Annotated in this window: 20 protein-coding genes; 6 read left to right on the top strand and 14 right to left on the bottom strand. The window is 65.8% G+C overall.

All coding sequences use genetic code 11. The features are described 5' to 3' along the window. Positions 1-41 precede the first annotated feature (41 nt). Positions 42-1,067: a nitrogen regulation protein NR(II) gene (gene glnL / locus ACP2WS_RS03620; protein WP_374492980.1), complete on the bottom strand. Its 1,026-nt coding sequence runs from the start codon at positions 1,065-1,067 to the stop codon at positions 42-44. Positions 1,068-1,328: 261 nt separating this feature from the next. Then, positions 1,329-1,856, bottom strand: coding sequence for a HugZ family pyridoxamine 5'-phosphate oxidase (locus ACP2WS_RS03615; RefSeq protein ID WP_426459536.1), 528 nt, complete (start codon positions 1,854-1,856; stop codon positions 1,329-1,331). A gap of 108 nt (positions 1,857-1,964) precedes the next feature. Here ACP2WS_RS03615 and phaR point away from each other — a divergent pair, with 108 nt between their 5' ends. Beyond that, positions 1,965-2,519 (top strand): polyhydroxyalkanoate synthesis repressor PhaR, encoded by a 555-nt coding sequence (gene phaR, locus ACP2WS_RS03610; RefSeq protein WP_374492793.1) that lies wholly within the window; start codon positions 1,965-1,967, stop codon positions 2,517-2,519. An 86-nt stretch (positions 2,520-2,605) separates the two neighbouring features. After that, complete coding sequence (gene rimO, locus ACP2WS_RS03605) at positions 2,606-3,994, top strand: 30S ribosomal protein S12 methylthiotransferase RimO (protein ID WP_426459535.1); 1,389 nt, start codon at positions 2,606-2,608, stop codon at positions 3,992-3,994. A gap of 29 nt (positions 3,995-4,023) precedes the next feature. Here the strand turns inward: rimO and ACP2WS_RS03600 are convergent, their stop codons facing one another. From ACP2WS_RS03600 to ACP2WS_RS03570, 7 genes are all read right to left on the bottom strand, one after another. Next, entirely contained in the window at positions 4,024-6,279 is a 2,256-nt protein-coding gene (locus tag ACP2WS_RS03600; protein ID WP_426459534.1) for an FUSC family protein, read from the bottom strand. A 349-nt stretch (positions 6,280-6,628) separates the two neighbouring features. Further along, complete coding sequence (locus ACP2WS_RS03595) at positions 6,629-7,222, bottom strand: response regulator transcription factor (RefSeq protein WP_374491551.1); 594 nt, start codon at positions 7,220-7,222, stop codon at positions 6,629-6,631. A gap of 215 nt (positions 7,223-7,437) precedes the next feature. Beyond that, positions 7,438-8,106: a site-2 protease family protein gene (locus ACP2WS_RS03590; RefSeq protein WP_374491548.1), complete on the bottom strand. Its 669-nt coding sequence runs from the start codon at positions 8,104-8,106 to the stop codon at positions 7,438-7,440. Between the two features lie 164 nt (positions 8,107-8,270). Beyond that, positions 8,271-8,906, bottom strand: coding sequence for an L-threonylcarbamoyladenylate synthase (locus ACP2WS_RS03585; RefSeq protein ID WP_374491546.1), 636 nt, complete (start codon positions 8,904-8,906; stop codon positions 8,271-8,273). A 20-nt stretch (positions 8,907-8,926) separates the two neighbouring features. Then, positions 8,927-9,832, bottom strand: coding sequence for a 3',5'-nucleoside bisphosphate phosphatase (locus ACP2WS_RS03580; protein WP_426459533.1), 906 nt, complete (start codon positions 9,830-9,832; stop codon positions 8,927-8,929). A 50-nt stretch (positions 9,833-9,882) separates the two neighbouring features. Then, positions 9,883-10,539, bottom strand: a complete 657-nt coding sequence (locus tag ACP2WS_RS03575; RefSeq protein ID WP_374491542.1) for a response regulator transcription factor — start codon at positions 10,537-10,539, stop codon at positions 9,883-9,885. Further along, the gene (locus ACP2WS_RS03570; protein ID WP_426459532.1) at positions 10,532-12,430 is read right to left on the bottom strand and encodes a sensor histidine kinase; all 1,899 of its coding nucleotides are present in this window, start codon (positions 12,428-12,430) and stop codon (positions 10,532-10,534) included. Before ACP2WS_RS03570 ends, ACP2WS_RS03575 begins: the two co-directional genes overlap by 8 nt. 258 nt (positions 12,431-12,688) lie before the next feature. Here ACP2WS_RS03570 and dsrO point away from each other — a divergent pair, with 258 nt between their 5' ends. From dsrO to ACP2WS_RS03550, 4 genes are all read left to right on the top strand, one after another. Beyond that, a complete protein-coding gene (gene dsrO, locus ACP2WS_RS03565) occupies positions 12,689-13,468 on the top strand; it encodes a sulfate reduction electron transfer complex DsrMKJOP subunit DsrO (protein WP_426459530.1) in 780 nt (259 codons plus the stop codon). An 18-nt stretch (positions 13,469-13,486) separates the two neighbouring features. Further along, a complete protein-coding gene (nrfD, locus tag ACP2WS_RS03560) occupies positions 13,487-14,581 on the top strand; it encodes an NrfD/PsrC family molybdoenzyme membrane anchor subunit (RefSeq protein ID WP_426459528.1) in 1,095 nt (364 codons plus the stop codon). 40 nt (positions 14,582-14,621) lie between these two features. Next, complete coding sequence (locus ACP2WS_RS03555) at positions 14,622-17,714, top strand: molybdopterin dinucleotide binding domain-containing protein (protein ID WP_426459527.1); 3,093 nt, start codon at positions 14,622-14,624, stop codon at positions 17,712-17,714. Positions 17,715-17,944: 230 nt separating this feature from the next. After that, positions 17,945-18,553 (top strand): hypothetical protein, encoded by a 609-nt coding sequence (locus ACP2WS_RS03550; RefSeq protein WP_426459525.1) that lies wholly within the window; start codon positions 17,945-17,947, stop codon positions 18,551-18,553. 21 nt (positions 18,554-18,574) lie between these two features. On the opposite strand, the gene ACP2WS_RS03545 is transcribed toward ACP2WS_RS03550, so the two are convergent. The 5 genes from ACP2WS_RS03545 to ACP2WS_RS03525 form a co-directional block, all read right to left on the bottom strand. Further along, positions 18,575-19,621 carry a M48 family metalloprotease gene (locus ACP2WS_RS03545; RefSeq protein WP_426459523.1) on the bottom strand — a complete coding sequence of 349 codons (1,047 nt, stop codon included), beginning with the start codon at positions 19,619-19,621 and terminating at the stop codon, positions 18,575-18,577. 36 nt (positions 19,622-19,657) lie between these two features. Next, positions 19,658-20,263 carry a LemA family protein gene (locus ACP2WS_RS03540; RefSeq protein WP_426459522.1) on the bottom strand — a complete coding sequence of 202 codons (606 nt, stop codon included), beginning with the start codon at positions 20,261-20,263 and terminating at the stop codon, positions 19,658-19,660. A 181-nt stretch (positions 20,264-20,444) separates the two neighbouring features. Continuing rightward, complete coding sequence (locus ACP2WS_RS03535; protein WP_426459520.1) at positions 20,445-22,076, bottom strand: peptide chain release factor 3; 1,632 nt, start codon at positions 22,074-22,076, stop codon at positions 20,445-20,447. Positions 22,077-22,191: 115 nt separating this feature from the next. Further along, complete coding sequence (gene infA, locus ACP2WS_RS03530; protein WP_374491522.1) at positions 22,192-22,461, bottom strand: translation initiation factor IF-1; 270 nt, start codon at positions 22,459-22,461, stop codon at positions 22,192-22,194. A gap of 9 nt (positions 22,462-22,470) precedes the next feature. Beyond that, entirely contained in the window at positions 22,471-22,731 is a 261-nt protein-coding gene (locus tag ACP2WS_RS03525; RefSeq protein WP_374491520.1) for a hypothetical protein, read from the bottom strand. Positions 22,732-22,785 lie beyond the last annotated feature (54 nt).

Here is a 22,785-nt window from a genome sequence, read left to right as displayed (position 1 = left end):
ATTATGGTGCATATCGGTGCGATGCCCTGGCGGCTCCAGGACTAGAGCAGGGGAATCAGCACCCGGAATATGGTCTGGCCAGGCTCGCTTTCGCATTCGATCAGGCCGTGATGCTGCTGCACGTAGGTTTGTGCGAGCGTCAGGCCCAGACCGGTTCCGTTGGCGCGACCGGTGACGAGGGGGAAGAAGATCTGTTCAACAATGTCAGCCGGAATGCCTGGTCCGTTGTCGATGACAAGCAATTCCAGTGCCAATTTATGGCGCTGTTTACCCAAGGTAACCTGTCGGGCTACCCGCGTGCGCAGGGTGATGCGTGCATCACCGCGCGCAATGCGTTCTCCCAGGGCCTGTGCTGCGTTGTGGGCGATGTTGAGCACGGCCTGGATGAGATGTTCCCGGTCTCCGCGGAATTCGGGGATCGAGGTGTCGTAGTCGCGCACCACGGTGAGGCCATGCGGAAATTCGGCGACGATGAGTGCGCGCACCCGTTCGCAGACTTCGTGGATGTTGACTTCTCCCAGAGTGGGGGCGCTCCGATGTGGTGCGAGCAGGCGGTCTACCAGGGCCTGCAGGCGATCGGCTTCGCGGATGATGACCTGGGTGTATTCCTTGAGTGCCGGATCGGGCAGATCCATTTCGAGGAGCTGGGCTGCGCCCCGCAGGCCCCCCAGGGGGTTCTTGATTTCGTGGGCCAGGCTGCGTACCAGGGTCTTGTTGGCCATGGACTGGGTGACCATGCGGTCTTCCCTGTCATGACGGACCTGGGCTTCGAGCGGGAGGAGTTCGACGATGACCTGATCCGGATCGTCGGTCTGGGCGACCACGACGTGCACGGGCAGGGGGTCCTGCCCCTGGCGCATGAGCCGGGCTTCGTAGCGCAGGGCGGCGTAGTCGTTGCTGCTGGCCCCCCGGATGGCCTGCAGGAGTACGCCGGGGCGGGCAAAGAAGCTGGCCAGAGTGGTGCCCAGCAGGGTGTGGCGGGAGTGGCCCAGTGCGTCTTCGAGAGCCGCGTTGGCGAACAGCACGGCACCTTCCGGATTGACCACCGATACGAGGGTGGCCAGCATGTCGAAAGGGGCGTAGCGTGCTTCGAGTACCGGATCGGTGGGAACGGTGACCACGGGAGCGCCCGGAGGACGCAGTTGCGGGGACGGATGACGGGGCAGGATTTCGGAATGGGGAGGACGCGTCTCCCGGCGACCAGGGGGGCTCGATCTGTTCATGGACGGGATGGTAATGCAGAACCCCGGGATTGATACAGCTTGTAACAGCATATCCTGCCCGATCCGTGGGGCATGTGTCGTTGTCCCCACGGGTCTTCTTGCTCCTCAGGACTGGGGCGGAGCGGAGGCGAGCGCGAGGGCTGTGCGCAGGATGCCCTGCAGGGTACTGGCGTCAAGGGCGTGCGCCTTGCCGAAGCCGCCGTTGAGGCTCGCGGATTCGGGTGTCAGGCGCCAGAAGGCGAAGTCGGCAAAGTCGACATAGAGGGCTGCCTTGGGCTGCCAGGCCACGAAGGCGTCGCGGTGGATGGGCTTGTCCACATCCGGGATGCGCACGGCACGGCAGTCGACGCTGATGCGGGGGTGCGCCAGAGGGTCCCCGCTGCCGGATTCTCCCAGAAGCAGGCAGCAGCGCGGGTCATGCGACAGTGCGGCGAAATGCGCGGACAGGCCGGAGATCAGGATGAGGGGAATGCCCTCGGCATCCCGGCCCACGGCCACCCGGCTCACCTGGGGCCAGCCGTTGGAAGGAGACAGAAAGGCGAGGGCGCCCTGATGGGCATGAGCGAACAGGGAGGCAGCCAGGGACAGGGCCCGATCATCGACGGGTGTGAGAGCTTCTTGGCGAGAGCGCATGGTCAGGAGCAGGAAGAGGAGGGCAGAAGGGGATCAGGGCATAATCGGCACACACAGCGAGGGAGACACCCCCTCATTTCCGGGCACCGCACGATCCACGAGAAGTATATGGCGACCACCTCCAGCAAGACCCCCTCCACCTCTCTGCCCGAGCAGGCAGAAGCCGATCAGCCCAAGAGCGTGGACGAAGGACACCTCCGGATCATCAAGAAGTACCCGAACCGCCGGATGTACGACACCGAGACCTCCAGCTACGTGACGCTCGCCGAGATCAAGGCGCTGGTGATGGCGGGGATCCCCTTTGTGGTGCGTGACGCCAAGACGCAGGATGACCTCACCCGCAGCATTCTGCTGCAGATCATTCTGGAGGAGGAGGCTGGGGGCAGTCCGCTGTTCAGCGAGACAGTGCTTGCCAATCTGATCCGGTTCTATGGACACACCATGCAGGGATTCTTCGGAGCCAGTCTGGAGAGCAATATCCAGGCTTTTGCCGACATGCAGAAGAAGATGATGGAGATGGCGCCCGGGTTCGGGGGGCGCGATGCATGGCAGAAGATGATGCACATGCCCATGCAGGGCATGCAGCAGATGCAGGACCAGATGCAGCGGCAATACCAGAAGAGCCTGCAGCAGTGGCTGGCGGCCTTCCAGCCCAAGCGCTGACCGGGCAGGTGCTGCGGCGCGGGCACCACAAGGGGGTGCAGCGGGGCAGATGCGTGCCGGGCTGCAAGCTGCGACAATAGCGCCCCATGACTGCACCGCAAGTATCTTCTACCCCCAAGATCGGTTTTGTGAGCCTGGGCTGCCCCAAGGCACTGACCGATTCCGAGCTCATTCTGACCCAGCTTTCTGCCGAAGGCTACGAAACCAGCAAGACCTTTGCAGGCGCCGATCTGGTGATCGTGAACACCTGCGGTTTCATCGATGATGCCGTCAAGGAAAGTCTGGACACCATAGGCGAGGCCCTGTCGGAAAACGGCAAGGTGATCGTGACGGGATGTCTGGGCGCCAAGGCGGGGCATGTCGGGGACAATCTGGTGCGGGAAATCCATCCCAGCGTGCTGGCCGTCACGGGCCCGCATGCCACGCAGGAAGTGATGGAGGCCGTGCACCAGCATCTGCCCAAGCCGCATGATCCCTTCATGGATCTCGTGCCGGGGGGCTTTGGGGTGGCAGGCGTCAAGCTCACTCCCAAACACTATGCCTACCTGAAGATCAGCGAGGGCTGCAACCATCGCTGCACGTTCTGCATCATTCCAAGCATGCGCGGAGACCTGGTGAGCCGTCCCGTGGGAGATGTGCTGCGCGAGGCGGAGGCCCTTTTTGAAGGGGGTGTCAAGGAATTGCTGGTGGTGAGCCAGGACACGTCTGCCTATGGCGTGGATGTGAAATACCGCACCGGCTTCTGGAACGGTCGACCCGTGCGCACGCGGACGTTCGAGCTGGTGCAGGCGCTCGGCGAGCTGGCACAGCGGCACGGAGCCTGGGTCCGGCTGCACTATGTGTATCCCTATCCGAGCGTGGACGAGATCATTCCGCTGATGGCGCAGGGCCTGGTGCTGCCTTATCTGGATGTGCCATTCCAGCACAGCCATCCGGAGGTGCTGCGGCGCATGAAGCGTCCTGCGAGCGGCGAACGCAACCTGGAGCGTCTCCAGAAGTGGCGGGAGCTGTGCCCCGAGCTGGTCGTGCGCAGCACCTTCATTGCCGGTTTTCCGGGGGAGACGGAAGAGGAGTTCGCCCATCTGCTCGATTTCGTGCGGGAGGCGCGCATTGACCGGGCCGGCTGCTTTGCCTACAGCCCGGTCGAGGGTGCAGCGGCCAATGACCTGCCGGGTGCACTGCCCGATGCCGAACGGGAGGCGCGGCGTGCCCGCTTCATGGAAGTGGCGGAAGAGGTATCGGCTGCCAAGCTGCGCGAGCGCGTGGGCATGACCATGCAGGTGCTGGTGGACAGCGCCCCGAATCAGGGCAAGAAGGGGGCGGTGGGCCGCAGCTATGCCGATGCACCGGAAATCGACGGCATCGTGCGCCTGCTGCCTCCGCAGAAGATCAGCAAGATCCTCAAGGTCGGGCAGTTCACCCAGGCCCGCATCGTGGCGGCCGAGGGACACGATCTCGTGGCCATGCCCATCTGAGTCCAGGGGGCTGGCGGAGTGGGCCGTGCTCAGGCCGATGGGGGCGCGGTGGTGGATGCGGGACCCTGGAGTACCCGTGAGGCTCTTGCCGCCAGCGGAATCAGGCTCAGGGCGTCAGTCTGCAGGGAGCGAATGCGCTGCTGGAGCACTCTGCGCAGATGTTCGCTGCTGCCGGGCAGCGCGTCGGCGGTGAAGGCCATTTCTGCAGGTGAGGAGGGGGACGTGGCCCCTGAAGCTGTCTGGGAGGCTCCCTGCAGCGTGGTGCAGGCCTCGGTCAGTGCCTGGGTCGCCAGGTCCATGGCGGCAGACAGCTCGGTGCGGTAGCTTTCCTGTTGCGGAAGTTCGGGGTGTCGGCGCAGCATCATGCGCAGTGCCGCAACGTGGGACGTGATGAGGTAGGTGCGCACCAGCAGCTGATTGATCTGCCGCACACCATGCTGCCGATGGCGGGGCTCTTCGAGCATGCGCAGCAGTGCGGCATTGACACCGGCGATCTGGTCCAGGAAGCTCTTGCGGGCCAGACGGTAGTTTTCGTCGTCCATGGGGTGGTCGAGCAGCAGGCCACGACTCTCGTCCAGATAGAGGCGCGCGCTGCCGAGCATGCGGCGCAGCAGGGAGGGCAGGGCCTGGCGTTCCCAGTTGGGAAGCACGAAGCTGAAGATGCTGGCGATGAGCACGCCGATGCCTGTGTCGGCCAGCCGCTCCACGGCAATGCCGGCACTGCCGCCATGGTCGATGAAGTGCAGCAGGATCATGACGGTGAGCGTGGCGGCGGTGGCCGTGTAGAGATAGCGGATCTGCACAAAGGTGGCCGAGGTGGTGAGCGACAGGTACAGAATGACCAGCAGCGCCACTGGGCTTCGCACCCACCACAGCACCACACCCGCAAGCGCGCAGCCCAGCACGGTACCGAGCATGCGCTTGGCACGACGTTCCCGGGTCAGGGCGTAGCTGGGTTTCATGATGATCACGATGGTGAGCATGATCCAGTACGCGTGCGAGGCATAGGGCAGCAAGTCGCCGATGACGAGCGCGGTGGCCATGGCCAGGGTGATGCGCAGGGCATAGCGACAGATGGGGGATTGCAGGCTGAGGTTGTCGAGCAGCAGGGTGCGGCCCAGGCGTGGGCGGGAGACGAAAAGCCGGAGGTCGAGCGCGGGGAGGTCCACCTTCTGCAGCCGCGTGGCGGCGTGCAGTTCCCCGATGCAGCGGACGATGTCGCCGATCTTGACGAAGGCCGAGCGCAGCTGCGTGAGCGCCTCGGCAGGCATGGTGTGGGCCTGCACCTGCTGGGAGAGCAGGTGCAGTTCGTACTCCAGGGCACGCTGTTCGGCTGCGTAGCGTACCGGGCTGGACGACATGCGGTCGCGGGTGAGGGCATAGGCGATGGCTTCGAGATCGCGCATGGTCTTGAGCACCATGTCACGCAGGAAGATCAGCACATCGCCCTGGCCAAAGTAGAAGCGCAGGGCGGCGTAATCGGTGTGGGTGGACATCACCTGCTCATACAGGTCGAGCATGCCCAGATGGATCTGGATGAGACGGTCGTCGCCCGGATCCTGCTGGGGCTGCAGCACCATGTCGCGGGCGGCCTGCTGCTTCTCGGCCAGCACCACCTGCTGGCGGATGAGGGCGGTGTACTGGCTGTCGAGATCGGTGGCTGGATCGTAGAAACCAGCCTTGATGTCGAGATAGCGTGCCAGCTCGAACAGGCATTCGGCGAGCACCTGCTGCTTGACGCGGTGGCGCTGGCGGGTGGAGACAGCCATGGCATAGGCGAAATACAGGATGCTGCCGAGCAGGAAGGCCGCGGAGGTGCGCAGCGCCTCGTGGGGGGTACCGCCATGGGCGATCGACAGCGTCATGGCCAGCAGCATGGAAAACTGGATCGGCATGGCGCGCTTGCCATAGAGCAGCACGAAGGCCGAGGCAAAGGTCAGCAGCAGGGTGACGGCATCCTGGGCGAGAGGATGCGGCTGGAGCAGACCCACTGCGCACGAGGCCAGGGTATTGAGCAGCAGCGAGACGGCCAGTTCGCGCATCTTGCTGCGCAGGGGGCCGGTCTGGTCGACGAGGGCAAGGCAGGAGGCTCCGAAAGCCATGGCCAGTGCCAGCCCGAGAGGCAGCAGCCACAGCGCGGGCAGGGCCACTGCCAGAATGCCGCTGCTCGTGCGCAGCCCCGTGGACAGGTAGTGGCTGTACCAGAAGGTGCGCCGATCGAGCGCATAGCGCATGGGGCCGCGCAGGTCGGGAGTGAACAGGGTAACGAGCCGGTCGCGCAGCATGTCGGGAAAAAGGGCGGAAGGCGGGAGAGGGGTGGAGTTCCGGTCTGCACGGCAGGGGTGGCTCCGCATGCTTCAGGGGCATCCTGCGGAACAGGGAGGGTACAGACGAAAGATGCTTGTATTGTGAATGTATTAAATACTATGAAAGATTATTCGTGTTTTTATTATCCATTTGGTGAATGGACAAAACACTTTCGATGTGCAAGAGGGGCTCTGAAAATGCAACGATTCTATGCGACATAATCAAACGAGCATGCTATTCCCTCTCGGCGATTCAGGGGGGTGAAGGGATTATTCAGGCATGAAAAAGGAGCCTGTGCAAGGCTCCTGGGAGGATGAATATATGGCGTCAGGCCTTGATCAGGCCGTTGGCGCGTGCGATGTGGATGGCCTGCGTGCGGCTCTTGACGCCCAGACGGCGGAAGAGGCGCCAGAGGTGCACCTTGACGGTGTGCTCGCTGATGCCGAGGCGTTCGGCGATGTCGCGGTTGCTCAGGCCTTCTTCGAGGGCGGCGAGCAGCTGGGTCTGGCGCTTGGAGAGTTTGCTGTTGGCGAGATCGTTTTCTTCGATCGTGCTGTCGGGCAGCAGCATGGTACGCAGGGCTGCATACAGATCGCGGGTATCGACAAGCTTGGAGATGTAGGCATCAGCTCCGGCTTCGAGGCAGAGACTTTCGCATTCCTCGGCAGCCTGGTCGGAGATGACCACCAGCGTGGTCATGGGGAAGTGGTGCTTGATCTCGCGGATGCCGGAGAACCCGAGGGTGTCGCTGAGGGTCAGGTCCAGGCAAATGGCTTCCGGTTGGCCATGGGTCTTGACGGCCTCTGGAATGCTGCCCACGCGTTCGAGTTCCACGATGTCCTCGCCGGGGCGCAGACGCCGGACAAGACTGGCGAGTGCCTCGCGATACAGGGGGTGGTCTTCAACGATGAATAACGACATATTTCCAGAATCCGGAACAGTCGGAAGCGCCGGATGAAAGAGTAAATCGAATCTGCCTGGGCAGCTGCATGCAATTACGAATGGATGTAATCATAGCTTCAAATCTGTTTACATCTCCGGCAGCATGCGTGTGCTTTGTGCATATTGTGGGGCTGTCAGGCAAATTGGCGACGTATACGACTTTCATGTTGATACAAAAGTGTGTAGTCGCCGGCTCAGCGCACCAATATGGAAAGCGGGCTCAGTATCAAATCCACCACGGCATAGGTCAGGTTCATGAGCGGATACATCCACAGGCGCGAGGCGATGCCGGTCACCACGAGAGCCATGACGATGAAGAAGCCGTAGGGTTCGATCTTGGAATACTGCCAGGCGAGACGGGGAGGAAGGAGCCCTACCACGATGCGTCCGCCGTCGAGCGGGGGCATGGGAAAGAGGTTGAAGACGAACATGACCACATTCACCAGGATGCCGCCCTTGCACATTTGTAGAACGAAGGGCTCATGAAGACCCAGTCCGGCACACAGGTACAGTGCGGCGCCCCAGAGGATGGCCTGAGCCAGATTGGAGCCCGGTCCCGCCAGGGCGACCCAGACCATGTCGCGCTTGGGGTTGCGCAGCTTGCCGAAATTGATGGGCACCGGTTTGGCGTAGCCGAACAGCAGGGCGCCTCCGGTGAGCAGGTAGAGGACGAGCGGCATGGCGATGGTGCCGATGGGGTCGATGTGCCGCAGGGGATTGAGGGTGACGCGCCCCAGGTTCCAGGCGGTGTTGTCGCCCAGGTAGCGCGCGGCGTAGCCATGGGCGGCTTCGTGCACCGTGATGGCGAACAGGACCGGAATGGCGTAGAGGGTGATGGCCTGGATGGTTTGGGCAAGGTCCATGGGGAGGAGTGGCAAAAGGGAAAGGGGCAGGAAGGAGGCCGTGGCGATGAGGGTGGGGGCAGCGGCCTGGTGCATTCCTGCTGCGGCCTCGGTGCCGGCCTTTGTCGGGGCAGGCGCTGGTGCGCGCCTGTGCTGTGCAGTACCGGAGAGAGGCCCTGCCGAGTTTACATGCCGAGACGTGCCGGGTCGCCTGCGCCCTCTCGCACGAGCTCGGGGGCACCGCCGTGGCCCATGGGGGTGAGGTCCACCACGGTGACGGCCTGGCGCGGGCAGGCGCCGGAGTCGATCACGCCGCCGAGTTCATGGTCGAGTGCGTCGAGGATGGAATCGGCGTCGTGGAAGGCTTCGTCCGAGTCGGGCAGCAGCAGGGTGGTGGCGAGCAAGGGGCCGCCGTGTTCGGCCAGCAGGGCCTGCAGGGCATGGTGTTCGGGCACGCGCAGGCCGATGGTCTTGCGCGAGGGGTGGCTGAGCCGGCGCGGGACTTCCTTGGAGGCTTCGAGGATGAAGGCGTAGGGCCCCGGAGTGCCCTGTCGCAGCAGCCGGTACTGGCGATTGTCCACGCGGGCGTAGTTGGCAAGCTCGCTCAGATCCCGGCAGAGCAGGGTGAGGTGGTGCTTGTCGTCGAGGCCGCGGATGTGGCGCAGGCGGTCGGCGGCGGACTTGTCGTCGAGATGGCAGGCCAGGGCATAGCCCGAGTCGGTGGGCACGGCAAGTACCTCGCCCTTGTCGAGCAGGGCGCATGCCTGGCGCAGGAGCCGGGGTTGTGGATTGTCGGGGTGGATCTCGAAGAGCTGGGCCATGGGCAGAAGGAGAGGAGGGATCAGGCAAGTACCCGGCCTTCGGGCAGGGCGATGCGGGAGGCGAGTCGCTGCCACACGGGAGTGAGGTGCGCATCGAGCGGGGGCAGCGTGCCGAGGTCGAGCCGGCTCTCGCGGGGGGAGTGGAAATCGCTGCCGCGCGAGGCGAGCAGGTGGCTTGCAAGGGCACGGTCGCGGTAGCGCAGGCATTCGTCGGGGGTGTGGCTGCCGGTGACGACTTCCACCCCTTCGCCGCCCAGCGCGCAAAACTGGTCGAAGAGCGCATCTTCCTGCAGGGGAGGGAACCCATAGCGGGCAGGGTGGGCGATGACGGCGATGCCGCCTGCGCCACGGATCCAGCCCACGGCATCTTCGAGGGAGGCCCAGCGGTGGGGCACGAAGCCGGGTTTGCCTTCGGTCAGGTAGTGGTGGAAGACGTCGCCCATGTCCTTGCAGATGCCCCGCTCCACGAGGAATCGGGCAAAGTGCGAGCGGGAGATGAGGTCGGGGTTGCCCACGTAGTGCAGGGCGCCCTCGAAGGCGCCGGGGATGCCTGCCTGGGCGAGCTGCGCAGCCATGTCGCGGGCGCGGGCCTCGCGCCCGCCACGGGTGCGTCGGAGTCCTTCGACCAGGGTGGGGTTTTGCTCGTCCACGCCGAGGCCCACGATGTGGACGGTTTTGTCGGCCCAGGTGATGGAGATTTCGACGCCGGCAAGGAAGGGCAGGCCCAGCGCGAGGGCGGCGGCACGGGCGCGGGCAATGCCGCCCACTTCGTCGTGGTCGGTCAGCGCCCAGAGCTCCACGCCCTTGTCGTGGGCATGCTGGGCTAGCCATTCCGGAGACTGGGTGCCGTCGGACACCGTGGAGTGGCAGTGCAGGTCGGCATTGAGGCCGGCGGAGAGGGAGAGGGGGGCAGAAGAGGGCACCATGTTGCAGACCATTGTATGCAGATCGCGATGGGCCCGGGTGACAGGGGTGGTCAGTCGTCGAGGGCCTCGGGATCGGCGTGGAACATGATGCGTGCCAGTTCGGCAGCGCTGCCGATGTCGAGCTTGTCCATGACGCGCTGGCGATGGATGTGGACGGTCTTTTCGCTGATGTCGAGCGTCTGGGCGATGGCTCGGTTGGGGAGGCCGCGGGCCACGAGCCGGGCAACTTCGGATTCGCGCGGGGAGAGCCGGGTGAGGGCGTCATGGGCCTGGCGCGTGCGGCGGCCTCTGTGCAGGGCTGCGGCGCGCTGGCGCAGGGCGGCACCGATGACGTCGAGCAGATGCTGGTCGCGGAAGGGTTTTTCCAGAAAGTCGAAGGCGCCCTGCTTCATGGCCTGCACGGCCAGTTCCACGTCTCCGTGACCGGTGAGGAAGATGACGGGGATTTCTTCGGGATTCCAGCCGCGTGACACCAGGGCACGGAGCAGCTCCAGGCCGCTCATCTGAGGCATGCGAATGTCGAGCAGCAGACACCCGAATGTGTCCTGGGGCGAGGGGCAGGCGGCCAGAAAGTCGGCTGCGGAGGCGTGGGGTGTGACCTGCCAGCCCATGGATTCCAGCAGGAAGACCAGGGAGCGGCGGAACGGCGCGTCGTCGTCGACGACGTGCAGGTGCCAGTCGGGAGCAGGAAGGGAGACGTCATGCATGGCGGGAATCCGGGGCGGGAGAGGGCGGCGTGTCGGGGGTGTCCGGCAGGGAAGGCAGGGGCAGGCTCAGGGTGAAGCGCATGCCCCGGCTGCCGGGGAGGGGGTCTGCGGGGGTGGCATCGAGCCGGCCGCCGTGGGCCTCGGCGATGCCGCGGCAGATGGAGAGTCCCAGGCCGAGGCCTTCCGGTTTGGTGGTGAAGAAGGGTTCGAAGAGATGTGCCCGTGTGTCGGCATCGAGCGGCTCGCCGTCGTCGATGACCGCAAAGTGGGCATGGCGGGCGTCTGCCCACAGGCGCAGGGTGAGGGTCTGGTGGGCGGCGGGCAGCAGGTGGGTGACGTCGTAGGCGTTCTTGAGCAGGTTGATGAGAACCTGCTGGATGTGCAGGGCGTCGACTTCCACGCGCAGGTCGGGGGGGAAGTGGTCTTCGATGTGGATGGCCGGTGGGTGGGGCAGCATGCCGCAGAACAGCGCGATGGAGTCGCGCGCGATCTGCGACGGCGAGGCCAGGGTGCTGCTGCCGGGACGCTTGCGGGCGAAGTGGCGAATGCGGGCGATGATGTCGCCCGCGCGTTCGGCCTGCTCGGCCATGGCGTCTGCCGCTTCGCGCACGGCGGAGTCGTCGAGACGGTGGTGGTCGACGCGCAGGACCAGGCTGCGGGCGTAGTTGGCGATGGCGGCCAGGGGCTGGTTGAGCTCGTGGGCGAGCGTGCCGGAGAGCTCACCGAGCATGGACAGGCGGGCCAGGTGGTCGGCCTGTTCCTGGCTCTGGCGCACGCGCTCCTCCAGGGCCTTGCGTGCGTCGAGGGCATGGCGCAGGGCGGCTGTGCGCAGGTGGATGAGGTGTTCGACATGGACGGTGTAGAGAATCCAGCCGCACACCAGCGCGAGCAGGGCAGCAAGCCAGGGCCAGTAGCGGCGAGCGAGGCTCAGCAGGGTGGGTTCCGGCAGGCGCGCATAGGGGCCGATGTGCAGGGTGCGGAACAGTTCATGCACCGACTGGTAATCGGAGGGGACGGTGAAGCTGAGTCCGTCGCGGGGGGCTTCCATGCCGAGCAGGCTGGCAGTGACGGCGCGCGCCAGGGGCTGGGGTGTGCTGCGCAGGGTGGCGATGGGCCAGTCCGGGTACAGCGGGGTGGAGGTGGCGCAGTGCGAGCCCGGCAGGGTCTGTGGGGCGACCACGCGCAGGCGGCTCTGCCACTCGGGGTGGGATTCGAGCAGGCAGGTGCGCAGCACGCCGGCATCGGCGCGGCCGCTCAGCACGGCTTCGGCCACGCGCTCCATGGGCAGGCCGGTGGACAGGAGGGTGTCCTCCTCGGACAGGGTGATGTCCAGTGGCTGGAGCGCTCCGGCCAGGATCTGGTAGCCCGAGAAGGCTTCGGTGCCGACGATGGCGACGGTGAGATGGCGCAGGTCTTCGAGCCGCTGCAGGCCCCGGGCCTCCCGGCGGACCACGACAGCGGAGCCGATGGTGCCGGTGCGGGGACTGGGGGAGGCGCTGCCGCGCGAGGTGTCGAGCGTGAGCAGGCGGGTGACGCCGTAGCTGCTTTCGAGCTCCACGTACTGACCTGGGTTGGTGAGCACGAACTGCAGCGTGCCGGCGCGGACGGCACGGGTCAGGCCCTCGTGGTCCAAGGGCAGCAGCACGAAGTGATAACGGGGCAGGGCATGGTTCAGGTAGCGTGCCACCGGGCTCCAGTCCTGTGGGGGCTCGCTGCGCGTGAAGGCCAGCACACCGATGCGTACCTCGGGGCGCTGCTCGGTCGGCGCGGAAGCCGGGACCGCCGCCTGCGCCAGGCACCCCGTGAGGACGAGCAGAGCCGCCACGCCCAGGCGCTGCCATGCGAGGGGCACAGGATGCGGATCGCACCGGAGCGACAGAAGCCAGGCCATGCAGCAGCCAAAAAGAAGGGGGAGCATGAAGGCGATTCTAGGAGGAGGGGCGCTGCTGGCGCCGTTCCCTGTGCCGCTGGCAGGGGCAAAAGGGCGGCGCAGGCGGAGGACGCGGGTTTGATCTGGCGCAACAAGCATGTCGATACTGCGGCGGAATAGGGAAAACCGTCTATTCCGATGGGAACTAGCGCAGATGCGGCAGGGGCAGGGAGATTCCTACAGTCGGGGCAAGGTTTTGAACACGACGGAGGATCTTTCATGCACCAGCTCACCCCAGACCATGCCGCGGAATGCGTGCCGCGCGGCGAGGAGAATGCGCGCGTGGCCTCGCGCCGCAGCTTTCTGCGCGGCATTCCGGTGGTGACGGCGGCCGCCGTGGCAGCTCCCGCCCTGCAGGCTGCGCCCACGGCCAGGCACCACTGGGCCATGCTGGTCGATGTGCGCAAGTGCATCGGCTGTCAGGCGTGTACCGTGGCCTGCATCCAGGAGAACGTGGTGCCGGAGGGCAGCTTTCGCACCATCGTGTCGACCTACAGCGTGAAGCTCACCGATGCCCCGGCGCGGCAGCCGGCCGGCACCTATGTGCTGCCGCGCCTGTGCAACCACTGCGAGAACCCACCCTGCATTCCGGTGTGTCCGGTGGGGGCGACCTACAAGCGCCCGGACGGCATCGTGGTGGTCAACAGCGACCGCTGCGTGGGCTGTGCCTACTGCGTGCAGGCCTGCCCGTACGACGCGCGCTTCATCAACCACGACACCAACAAGGCCGACAAGTGCACGTTCTGTGTGCACCGCGTCGAGGCAGGGCTGCTGCCGGCCTGTGTGGAAACCTGTGTAGGCGGGGCACGCATGTTCGGCGATCTCAATGACGCTCATGGCGAACTGCGTCGCACGCTCGATGCCAACCGGGATCGCCTCAAGGTGCTCAAGCCCGAGATGGAAACCCACCCGCAGGTGTTCTACATCGGGCTCGATGAGCGGTTCGAGGGCAAGGTCGAGGGCGAGGGCACGCTGTGGAAGCCCCGCGCCCACGCGTGAGAACGAGGAGATGTCGAGATGAACACGATCGTCGAAACCGTCAACGTGACGCGCGCAGTGGCATGGCTGCCCTGGGCGGTGCAATATTTCTTTCTGATCGGGCTGTCGTATGGGGCCTATCTCTTGTCCCTGCCGGGGGTGGCTTTCCGCCGGCCGGGCTGGCAGGTGCCTTCGCGGCTGGCGCTGCTGGCTGCGCTGGTCTGCGGGCTGTGTGCGCCGGTGGCCCTGCTCTCGGACCTGCACCAGCCGGGGCGGTTCTGGCATTTTTACGCCTATTTCACGCCTTCCTCGTGGATGTCGTGGGGGTCGTTCTTCATTCCGGTCTATCTCATGGGGCTGCTGCTCTACGCATGGCTGGCGTTCCGGCCGCTGCTGCAGCAGCACGCCGACGCCCGGGGCCGGTTTGCCTGGGCTGCCCGCTGGCTGGCAGTGGGCGGACATGAAAGCCGTGGCCCGCTGCTCATGGCGGCGCTGCTGACCCTGGTGGGTGCGGTGCTGGTGGCGGTGTATACGGGAGCGGAAGTGATGGCCGTGCGGGCACGGCCCCTGTGGCACACGCCGCTGCTGCCGGTGCAGTTCTTCCTCACGGCCGTGGCGGGGGCGCTGGGGCTCGTGATGCTGCTCAACCGCTTTGGGCCGTCCCGACACGATGCTGCTCTCAACCGGCGCATGGCATGGGGCGTGGCCTGGCTACTGCTGGCTTCGCTGGGGGTGGGACTGGTGTGGCTGGTGCTGGGCATGACGGGGCTGTCTGCCAACGATGCCGAGGCGCTGCGAGAGGTTGGGCCATCGCAGAACTGGCAGACCGTGGCGATCTGGGCAGTGGGTGCCACGGGGCTGGCCTGGTGGCTGGGGTGGAAGCATCCCGATGCCAGCCTGCTCATCGGGCTGCTGGCCCTGCATTCGGCCTGGATGGTGCGCTGGGCCATCTTCATCGGAGGCCAGGAAGTGCCCAAGACCGGTGCCGGCTACTACAGCTACCAGCTCCCGCTCGGCCCGGACGGCCTGCTCGGGATCGTCGGGACGGCAGGGCTGTGGGTGTTCATCTTCATCGTGGTGACGAATGTGCTGCCACTGGATCGGGTAGGCCGGGCCACCCCTGGGCAGGTCTGAACCACCGCCTGCATGGACTGGAACAAGTAGGAGTTTTCTCATGAAAAAGATCGAACGCCGCGACCTGATCGCTGCCGGTGGGCTGGCTGCCTTCGGAGCCGGTTTTTCCGAAACGCTCGAACGCATGGCCGACGGCCTGCTGCACAAGCAGCCCGAGCGTGACCACATTGCCGGACGCGCTCCGGAGCCCGAATTCACCGTCGATCCCGCCACGGGCGCCCTCAGGCTCAATCCGCGCCAGCAGGTCAGCTACACCGCCTGTCTGGGCTGCACCACCATCTGCGGAGTGCGGGTTCGGGTCGACAAGGAAACCGGCAAGGTGCTGCGGGTGACGGGCAACCCCTACAACCCGCTGTCGACCAACCCCCATCTGCCCATGAAGGCATCGGTCAAGGAAAGTTTCGTGAGTCTGTCGCGCTTTCGCGACCAGGGGCTCGACGGGCGCTCCACGGCCTGCGGACGTGGCAATGCGGCCATGGACCAGATGGACTCCCCCTTCCGCGTGCTCACCCCGCTCAAACGGGTGGGGCCGCGCAATTCCGGTCGCTGGGAACCCATCAGCTTCGAGCAGCTGGTGCGTGAAGTGACCGATGGGGGCGATCTCTTCGGCGAAGGCCATGTGGATGGTCTTGCCGCCCTGCGGGACCTGCACACGCCCATCGACCCGCAGGCCCCCGAGCTGGGGCCCCGCGTGAACCAGGTGGCCCTGATGTCGAGCGTGGAGGAGGGGCGGGTGTCCTTCGTGCGCCGCTTCATCAACCAGTCCTATGGCAGTCTCAACTACGTGCAGCACGGCTCGTACTGCGGGGGGGCCTATCGTTCGGGATCAGGAGCACTGTTTGGCGATTTCAAGGCGATGCCGCACGCCCGGGTGGACATTCCCAGCGCCGAGTTCGCCATGTTCGTCGGAACGGCACCGGCCAATGCCGGCAATCCGTTCAAGCGCACCGGCACGCTGCTGGCCAAGGCCCGCACCGAGGGCCAGCTGGACTACGTGGTGATCGACCCGGTGCTCACCAATGCCGACAACCGCGCCGTGCCCACTCGCAGCCACTGGGTGCCCATCCGTCCCAATACCGATGGGGCGCTGGCCATGGGCATCATGCGCTGGATGTTCGACAACGACCGCATCAACAGCGACTATCTGGCCCATGCCAACCTCGCCAGCGCGCAGGCCGCCGGCGAGCCTTCGTTCACCAACGCCACCTGGCTCGTCATCACCCAGGAAGGCCATCCGCGCAAGGGCCACTTCCTGCGCGGCACCGATCTCGGCACCGTGCAGCTCGCCGAGGAGGATCGCTACAAGGAACAGGACCCCTATTACGTGCTGGGCGCCGACGGACTGCCTGCCGATGCCGCCACCTTCATGGGGCCGGCCCCGCTGGCCGTGACGGCACCTGTGGCTGTGGCGGGCAAGCCGGTCGAGATGAAGACTTCGCTGCAGCTGCTCCGGGCGTCGGCACAGAAGATGTCCGTGGCCGAGGCGAGCCAGATCACCGGCATCCCGCAGGACATCATCACCGCCTTGGCGCGCGAGCTCACCAGCCACGGGCGCAAGGCCTGCGTCGTCAGCCACGGCGGCATGATGGGCAGCAACGGCTTCTATGCTGCCTATGCGCTCATGACGCTCAACGCCCTCATCGGCAACCTCAACTACCAGGGTGGATGGGCCTACGGCGCGGGGGGCTTCAAGTACGCAGAGGAAGGCCCCCGCTACAACCTCTCGACCTTCCCGGGGCAGATCAAGCCCCGTGGCATACCCCTGGGCCGCAACGCGCCCTATGAGAAAACCAGCGAATTCAAGCGTCGCAAGGAAGCGGGCCAGAACCCCTATCCTGCCCGCGACCAGTGGTTCCCCAACGCCTCGGGACTCGCCACCGAATGGCTCACCGCCGCCATGAACGGCTATCCCTATGGGCTCAAGGCGCTGATGCTGTGGAGCTGCAACCCGATGTATGGGGTGCCGGGGCTGCGCACCCTCATCGAGAAGCCGCTCGCCGATCCCCGGCGCATTCCGCTCATCATCTCGATGGATCCGCTCATCAACGAGAGCAACGCCTTTGCCGATTACATCGTGCCCGACAGCATCATGTACGAGAGCTGGGGCTTCGTGGCGCCCTGGAGTGGCGTGTCCACCAAGTGCATGGTGGCGCGCTGGCCCGTGGTGGAGCCCCGCGCCGCCAAGACCCCCGACGGTCAGCCAATCGGGGTGGAAACCTTCCTGCTGGCTCTGGCCCGCAGGATGCACCTGCCCGGCTTCGGCCCGCAGGGCATGAGCGACGCTCAGGGCCACCCCCTGCCGCTCGAACGTCCCGAACACTGGTATCTGCGTGCAGGCGCCAACATTGCCTTTGGCGGCAAGCAGCCTGTGGGAGATGCCACCGACGAGGACATCCATCTCTCCGGCGTCGACCGGATCGCCCCTCTCCTGCATGCCAGCCTCAAGGAAGACGAGTGGCGCAAGGTCGCGTTTCTCTACACCCGTGGCGGCCGCTATCAGCCTGCTGGCCAGTCCCATGACGAGGAACGCGCCGACTGGCAGACCTGGCGCTTCGACAAGCCCCTGTGGCTCTGGAACGACCAGCTTGGCACCTCGCGCAACAGCCTCAACGGCAAGCGCCACAGCGGCTGCGCCACCTGGGTTCCCCCTTCGTTTGCCGATGGCACTCCGCTGCGCCAGATCTATACCCAGCAGGAATGGCCGCTGCTGATCGTGAACTTCAAGTCCGCCCTGCAGAACTCCTACAGCATTGCCACCAAGATCACCCGCGTGCATCCGGAAAACCCGGTCATCGTCCACCCCGTCGATGCCCGCAGGGCCGGGCTGCGCACCGGAGACCAGGCGCGCCTGCAGACGCCGGCAGGAGCGGTGAAATGCACGGTGATCGTGCATGAGAGCGTAGTGCCCGGCACCATGGCCATCGAGCACGGCTTTGGCCACCGCGAGCTCGGTGCCCGTGCCCACGTGCTCGGCCACGAGCGTCAGCCCGACCGCCCCGATCTCGGTGCCGGCGTGTGCGTCAACGAACTGGGTCTGGCCGATCCCACCCGGGGAAGTGGCGTGGTGTGGGTCGATGCCGTCTCCGGCACCGCCGTGCGCAACGGCATTCCGGCCCGTATCGCACGGCTCTGACGCACGCACCTGCCGCCCTTCATGGCCTTGCATGGGGGCAAGTCTCCACACCTCTGCCGGGGAGGCCTGAGCGTCCTCCTCCGGCTTGCCGCAGGCCTTTCCCGGTGCCTGCGGCTTTTTTGTGCGGTTCGCAGAGCCGGAGCACGCATCGGATGGGGGCAGGTCGAGGATGGGCCGCGAACAGGCCTACACTAGCCGGTTCGATCAACGCATACACAAAACGGGAACGCATGGATCACTGGAGTCTGGGCCTGCTGCTGGTGGGGATATGGATGGCGCGAGGGCATTTTCAGCGCAAGCGTGTGGCAATCCTGGCAGGCCATCTGCAGCACTACGAGATCGAGAAGCTCATGGAGTCCCTCATCAACGGCTACTTGCGTGCGGCAGGCGAGCACGATCCCGAGCGGCAGATGCAGCTCTGGCGGCGGCTGGAACCCGTGGAGGCTGCCCTGTGCAGCCAGTTCGACCGCTTTGCACGGGAGTTTGCCCAGGTGGGCGAGAGCGATGCGCGCGTCTCCCCCTGGGGCGTGCCGGGACTCGATCTCCTGCTGCCGGGGCAGGGGTTCGACGTGCGCCGTCTCTTCGAGCTGCACGCCCAGGGGCTGCGGGTCGCCTCCACCCATGCCGATACGGACACCGCGGCCCAGCGCAAGGCACAGGCCTACACCATGACGGCCGAAATGCTTCTGATGCAGCACACCTGCCACTGGTATTGCCGCTCCCGGGCCGTGGCCAGTGCCCGCATGGAAATCCGGCACCAGACTCCCTGGCGGCAGGTGGTGGAGCACGTCGGTCCCGTCACCCGCAGGGCCTATCTGGAGCTGGTCGGGCTGGCCTGATGCCGTTGCTGGCGGGACGTCTCAGGCGGGCATGTAGCCGTAGATGCGGCGGATGCGTTCGTCGAGCGGGGGGTGGCTGCTGAACCAGTGTTCGAGCCTGTGCTGCCAGCCCTGCGTGAGCGGCTCGGCCAGCAGCATGTGCGTGATCATGGGCTGCTGGCGCATGTAGGCGTCCACATCCCACAGGGTGTCGTCGTCCGCATCGTCCTCCACGAAAGGCGATGCCCCATCCTGCTGACGGAATTGCTGCGAGCTGATCTTGAGCAGCACCCCGCCGAGCCCGGCAGGGTTGCGGGTCCACTGCACGGCGCGTGCGTCCGCCAGAAATTCCCGCTGCCGGGAAACTGCCGCACACAGCAGCCGCCCGGCCACCCAACCGGCCGATCCCACGATCATCACCGGCAGGCCAAACAGCGCCCGCATCGCGCTGCCCCGTTCGTCGGCACGGATCTGGGCCAGCGCCTGTCCGAAGCGAAACACCATCTCCAGCCCGAACACCATGCCCGCAAGCCGGGTATTGAGGCGGGTATCCCCCTCGGCAATGTGGCTCAGCTCGTGGGCCACCAGTCCCTGCAGTTCCTCGCGGGTCAGGGCGTCGAGGGCACCGTCGGTGACGGCAATGGCGGCCTGGCGTGGTTCGAGCCCAGCCGCAAAGGCATTGATGGCCCACTGGCGCGGCAACACCATCACCGCCGGCATCGGCATGCCGGCCGCCACCGTCATCTCGTGCACGGTGTTGCGCAGCCGGACTTCTGTCGGGTGCTGGTCATCGAGCAGCAGCTCGCGTGCGCCGCAGCGGCGTGCAATGGCTGCCCCTCCCCGGGAGAGGTTGCTGCTCTCGATCCACCATCCCCCGAACACGAACAGCAGCACGAGCCCGGTATTGACCTGGAAGAAGAAGGGCGGCAGATAGGTCTGGCGGCTGTGCAGCAGGTGCGACAGCGCCCACCACACCAGCATCAGCCCCCCGTTGACCGCCGTCAACAGCAGCAGCACCGTGAGTCCGAACGCCAGCAGCAGGCGGCTGGTGGCCTGCCGGGCACTGCGCTGGTGTTCCAGAAAACGCATGGCGGTATGCGGACTCCGACCTCTGCCCGAGCGGGCTCAGACAGAGGAGCCGGAGAAGTTCACCCGGGGCGCATCGCGTTCTTCGGGCCGCTGGATGCTTTCGAGCATCGGCAGCAGCACAAAGCCGAACAGCCTGGCCACCACCGTGCTCGGAAACTGCACCACGGCATTGTTGTAGTCCAGCACGCTGTCGTTGTAGGCCTGGCGCGCAAAGCCCACTGTGTTTTCGGTATGGGTGATCTCTTCGGCGAGGTCGCGCATGGTCTGGTCGGCCTTGAGCTCGGGATAGGCTTCGGCCACGGCGAGCAGCTGGGTGTAGCGCCCCTGCAGCAGGGCCTCCGTCTGACCCAGCGCGGCAGCGGCCTGCGCGCTGGCAGGCTGACGCTGAAGTGCCTGACGGGCATCGCTGGCGGCATTGCGCGCAGCGGTAACTGCTTCCAGTGTCTCGCGCTCGTGCGCCATGTACTTGCGCGCCACCTCGACCAGATTGGGGATCAGGTCGTAGCGGCGCTTGAGCTGCACGTCGATCTGCGCGCGGGCGTTGGCAGTGGCATTGCGCAGGCGTGCCAGCTGGTTGTAGAGCGCCACGATGCCCAGCAGGGTCAGTGCCACCAGAAAGAGAAGGATCACGGTGAGGGACATGGGACTCCTTTGTCAGTCGCTGTGATGAGGGGCATGTGCCTGCTCCGTCTGCACTCTCTGTGGAGCCGGACACGGCAGGGTCTGTACCCATTGTGCCATTGCCCGACAGACTGCAGTCCTGTCGGGCAGGGAAACGCGGCCCGTACGCGACACGTCCGGGGCCTGTGCACGTATCCGTCTCTCAGTGGGCGCTGTCGAGCGTCAGCCCCGCGTGTTCGCGCAGCGGGTGGAAGTGGATGCGCGGGAAGCGCTCCTGTGCCAGCCGCACGTCATAGGGGCTGGTGCACAGGTAGGCCAGCGCATCGGCCGCATCGTGGGCCATGCGGGTGGGGTAGGCGTCGGTGAAGGCGCGCAGATCCTGCGGTGTGTCGGCGGAGATCCAGCGCGCGCCGGTGTACTGGCATCCTTCGAGGCGCACGTCGCAGTCGTACTCGGTCTTGAGCCGGTGCTGCACCACTTCGAACTGCAGCTGTCCCACGGCACCGAGCAGCATGTTGCCGCCCATGTCGGGCTTGAAGACCTGGATGGCACCTTCCTCGCCGAGCTGGGCCAGCCCCTGCTGGAGCTGCTTGGTCCGCAACGGATTCCTGAGCACCACGGTCATGAACATTTCCGGCGCAAAGAAGGGCAGGCCGGTGAACTGCAGGTTGGCGCCATCGGTGATGGTGTCGCCGAGCTGCACCCCGCCATGCGTGGTGAAGCCGATGATGTCGCCCGCATAGGCCTCGTCCACGGCTTCGCGGCGCTGGCTCAGGAAAGTGACCACGCTGGTGGGGCGCAGCTCCTTGCCGGTGCGCTGTACCCTGAGCTTCATGCCCGGGGTGTACTTGCCGCTGGCCATGCGCACGAAGGCGATGCGGTCGCGGTGGTTGGCGTCCATGTTGGCCTGCACCTTGAAGACCACGCCGGCAAAGGTCGGGTTTTCCGGCTGGATTTCCTTGTCCTGCATCTGGCGGTTGACCAGCACGTGGCTGACCCGGGGCTGGGGTGGCGGGGCCAGATCGACGAGCGCGTCGAGCACTTCCATCACCCCGAAGTTGTTGACCCCGGAGCCGAAGAACACGGGCGTCTGGCGACCGGCCAGAAAGGCGGCATGGTCCCATTCCGGCGAGGCGCCGGTAGCGAGCTCCATGCTTTCCTCGGCGTCCAGAAAGGCCTGGCCGAAGCGGGCGATCAGGGTGTCGCGCTCGGTCAGCGGGATGGTCTCGAAGTCCTGCGGGCGGCGCTCGCTGCCCGACTCGAACACCGTCATGGCCCGGGTGCGCAGGTTGATGATGCCGCCGAACGTCTTGCCCTGACCCACCGGCCAGGTCATGGGCACGCAGGGCATGCCCAGCTCGCGCTCCACCTCGTCGAGGATGTCGAGCGGATCGCGCACTTCGCGGTCCATCTTGTTGACAAAGGTGATGATGGGTGTGTCGCGCTGGCGACACACCTCGATCAGGCGGCGGGTCTGGGCTTCCACGCCGTTGGCCGCGTCGATCACCATGAGGGCTGAGTCCACGGCCGTGAGCACGCGGTAGGTGTCCTCGCTGAAGTCCTTGTGTCCGGGCGTGTCGAGCAGGTTGATGACATGGTCGCGGTAGACCATCTGCATCACGCTCGATGCCACCGAGATGCCGCGCTGCTTCTCGATCTCCATCCAGTCGCTGGTGGCGTGGCGGCTGGCCTTGCGGCCCTTGACGGCGCCGGCAATCTGGATCGCGCCGGAGAACAGCAGCAGTTTCTCGGTCAGCGTGGTCTTGCCGGCGTCGGGGTGGGAGATGATCGCGAAGGTGCGGCGGCGGCGGGTTTCGGAGGCGAAGGAGGACACGGCGCGGAAGAAGGGGAGTCTGAAACGGCAGGAGCCGCTGTGGGCGGCTCCTGGGGGGAAGTGCTGATTTTATCAGCGGGGCATGGTCTGCGGACAGGCATGCCGCGTGCGCAGATCAGTACCGGCGGCGTGGGCCCGGAGCGGAGGGGCCGCCCGGCTTGCGCGGTTCCAGGAAGCGGAACGTGATGCGGCCGCGGGCCATGTCGTAGGGCGACAGCTCCAGCGAGACGCGGTCGCCTGCCAGGATGCGGATGCTGTGCTTGCGCATCTTGCCGGCGGTGTAGGCAATGAGCTGGTGGCCGTTTTCGAGGGTGACGCGGTAGCGTGAATCGGGCAGGACCTCGTTCACGATGCCATGCATTTCAATCAGTTCTTCTTTGGTCATGGGATGCAGTCAGAGAGAGGAAATCGAAAGGGGAGCGGGCGTGGCTGCACCGGGATGCAGGTGTTCCAGCCCTTGCGCCAGAGCGTAGGCCCAGGCGGCAGCGGAAGTGAGAAAAAGCGGCTTGAAGCGCATGACCGTGTCATGCGTCGAGGTTCCCTGCCCACTGCGGATGGAAACGGAGGCGGCATATTGGCCGCACGACGTGGGACGGGAAGAGGGGGTCAGGACGTAGCGTCCTACCGAGAGAGTACGAGGAAAATGAAGATTCAAGAGAGAGTCAGAGTCTGCGCGGATCGTCGGGGGAACGGCACTTGTGGTGCCTGG

This window comes from Brachymonas moutaii (nom. illeg.) (assembly GCF_049977365.1).
Lineage (GTDB): Bacteria > Pseudomonadota > Gammaproteobacteria > Burkholderiales > Burkholderiaceae_C > Brachymonas.
The sequence above is the reverse complement of the archived record's forward strand: the minus strand, read 5'-3'. Positions and strand labels throughout refer to the sequence as shown.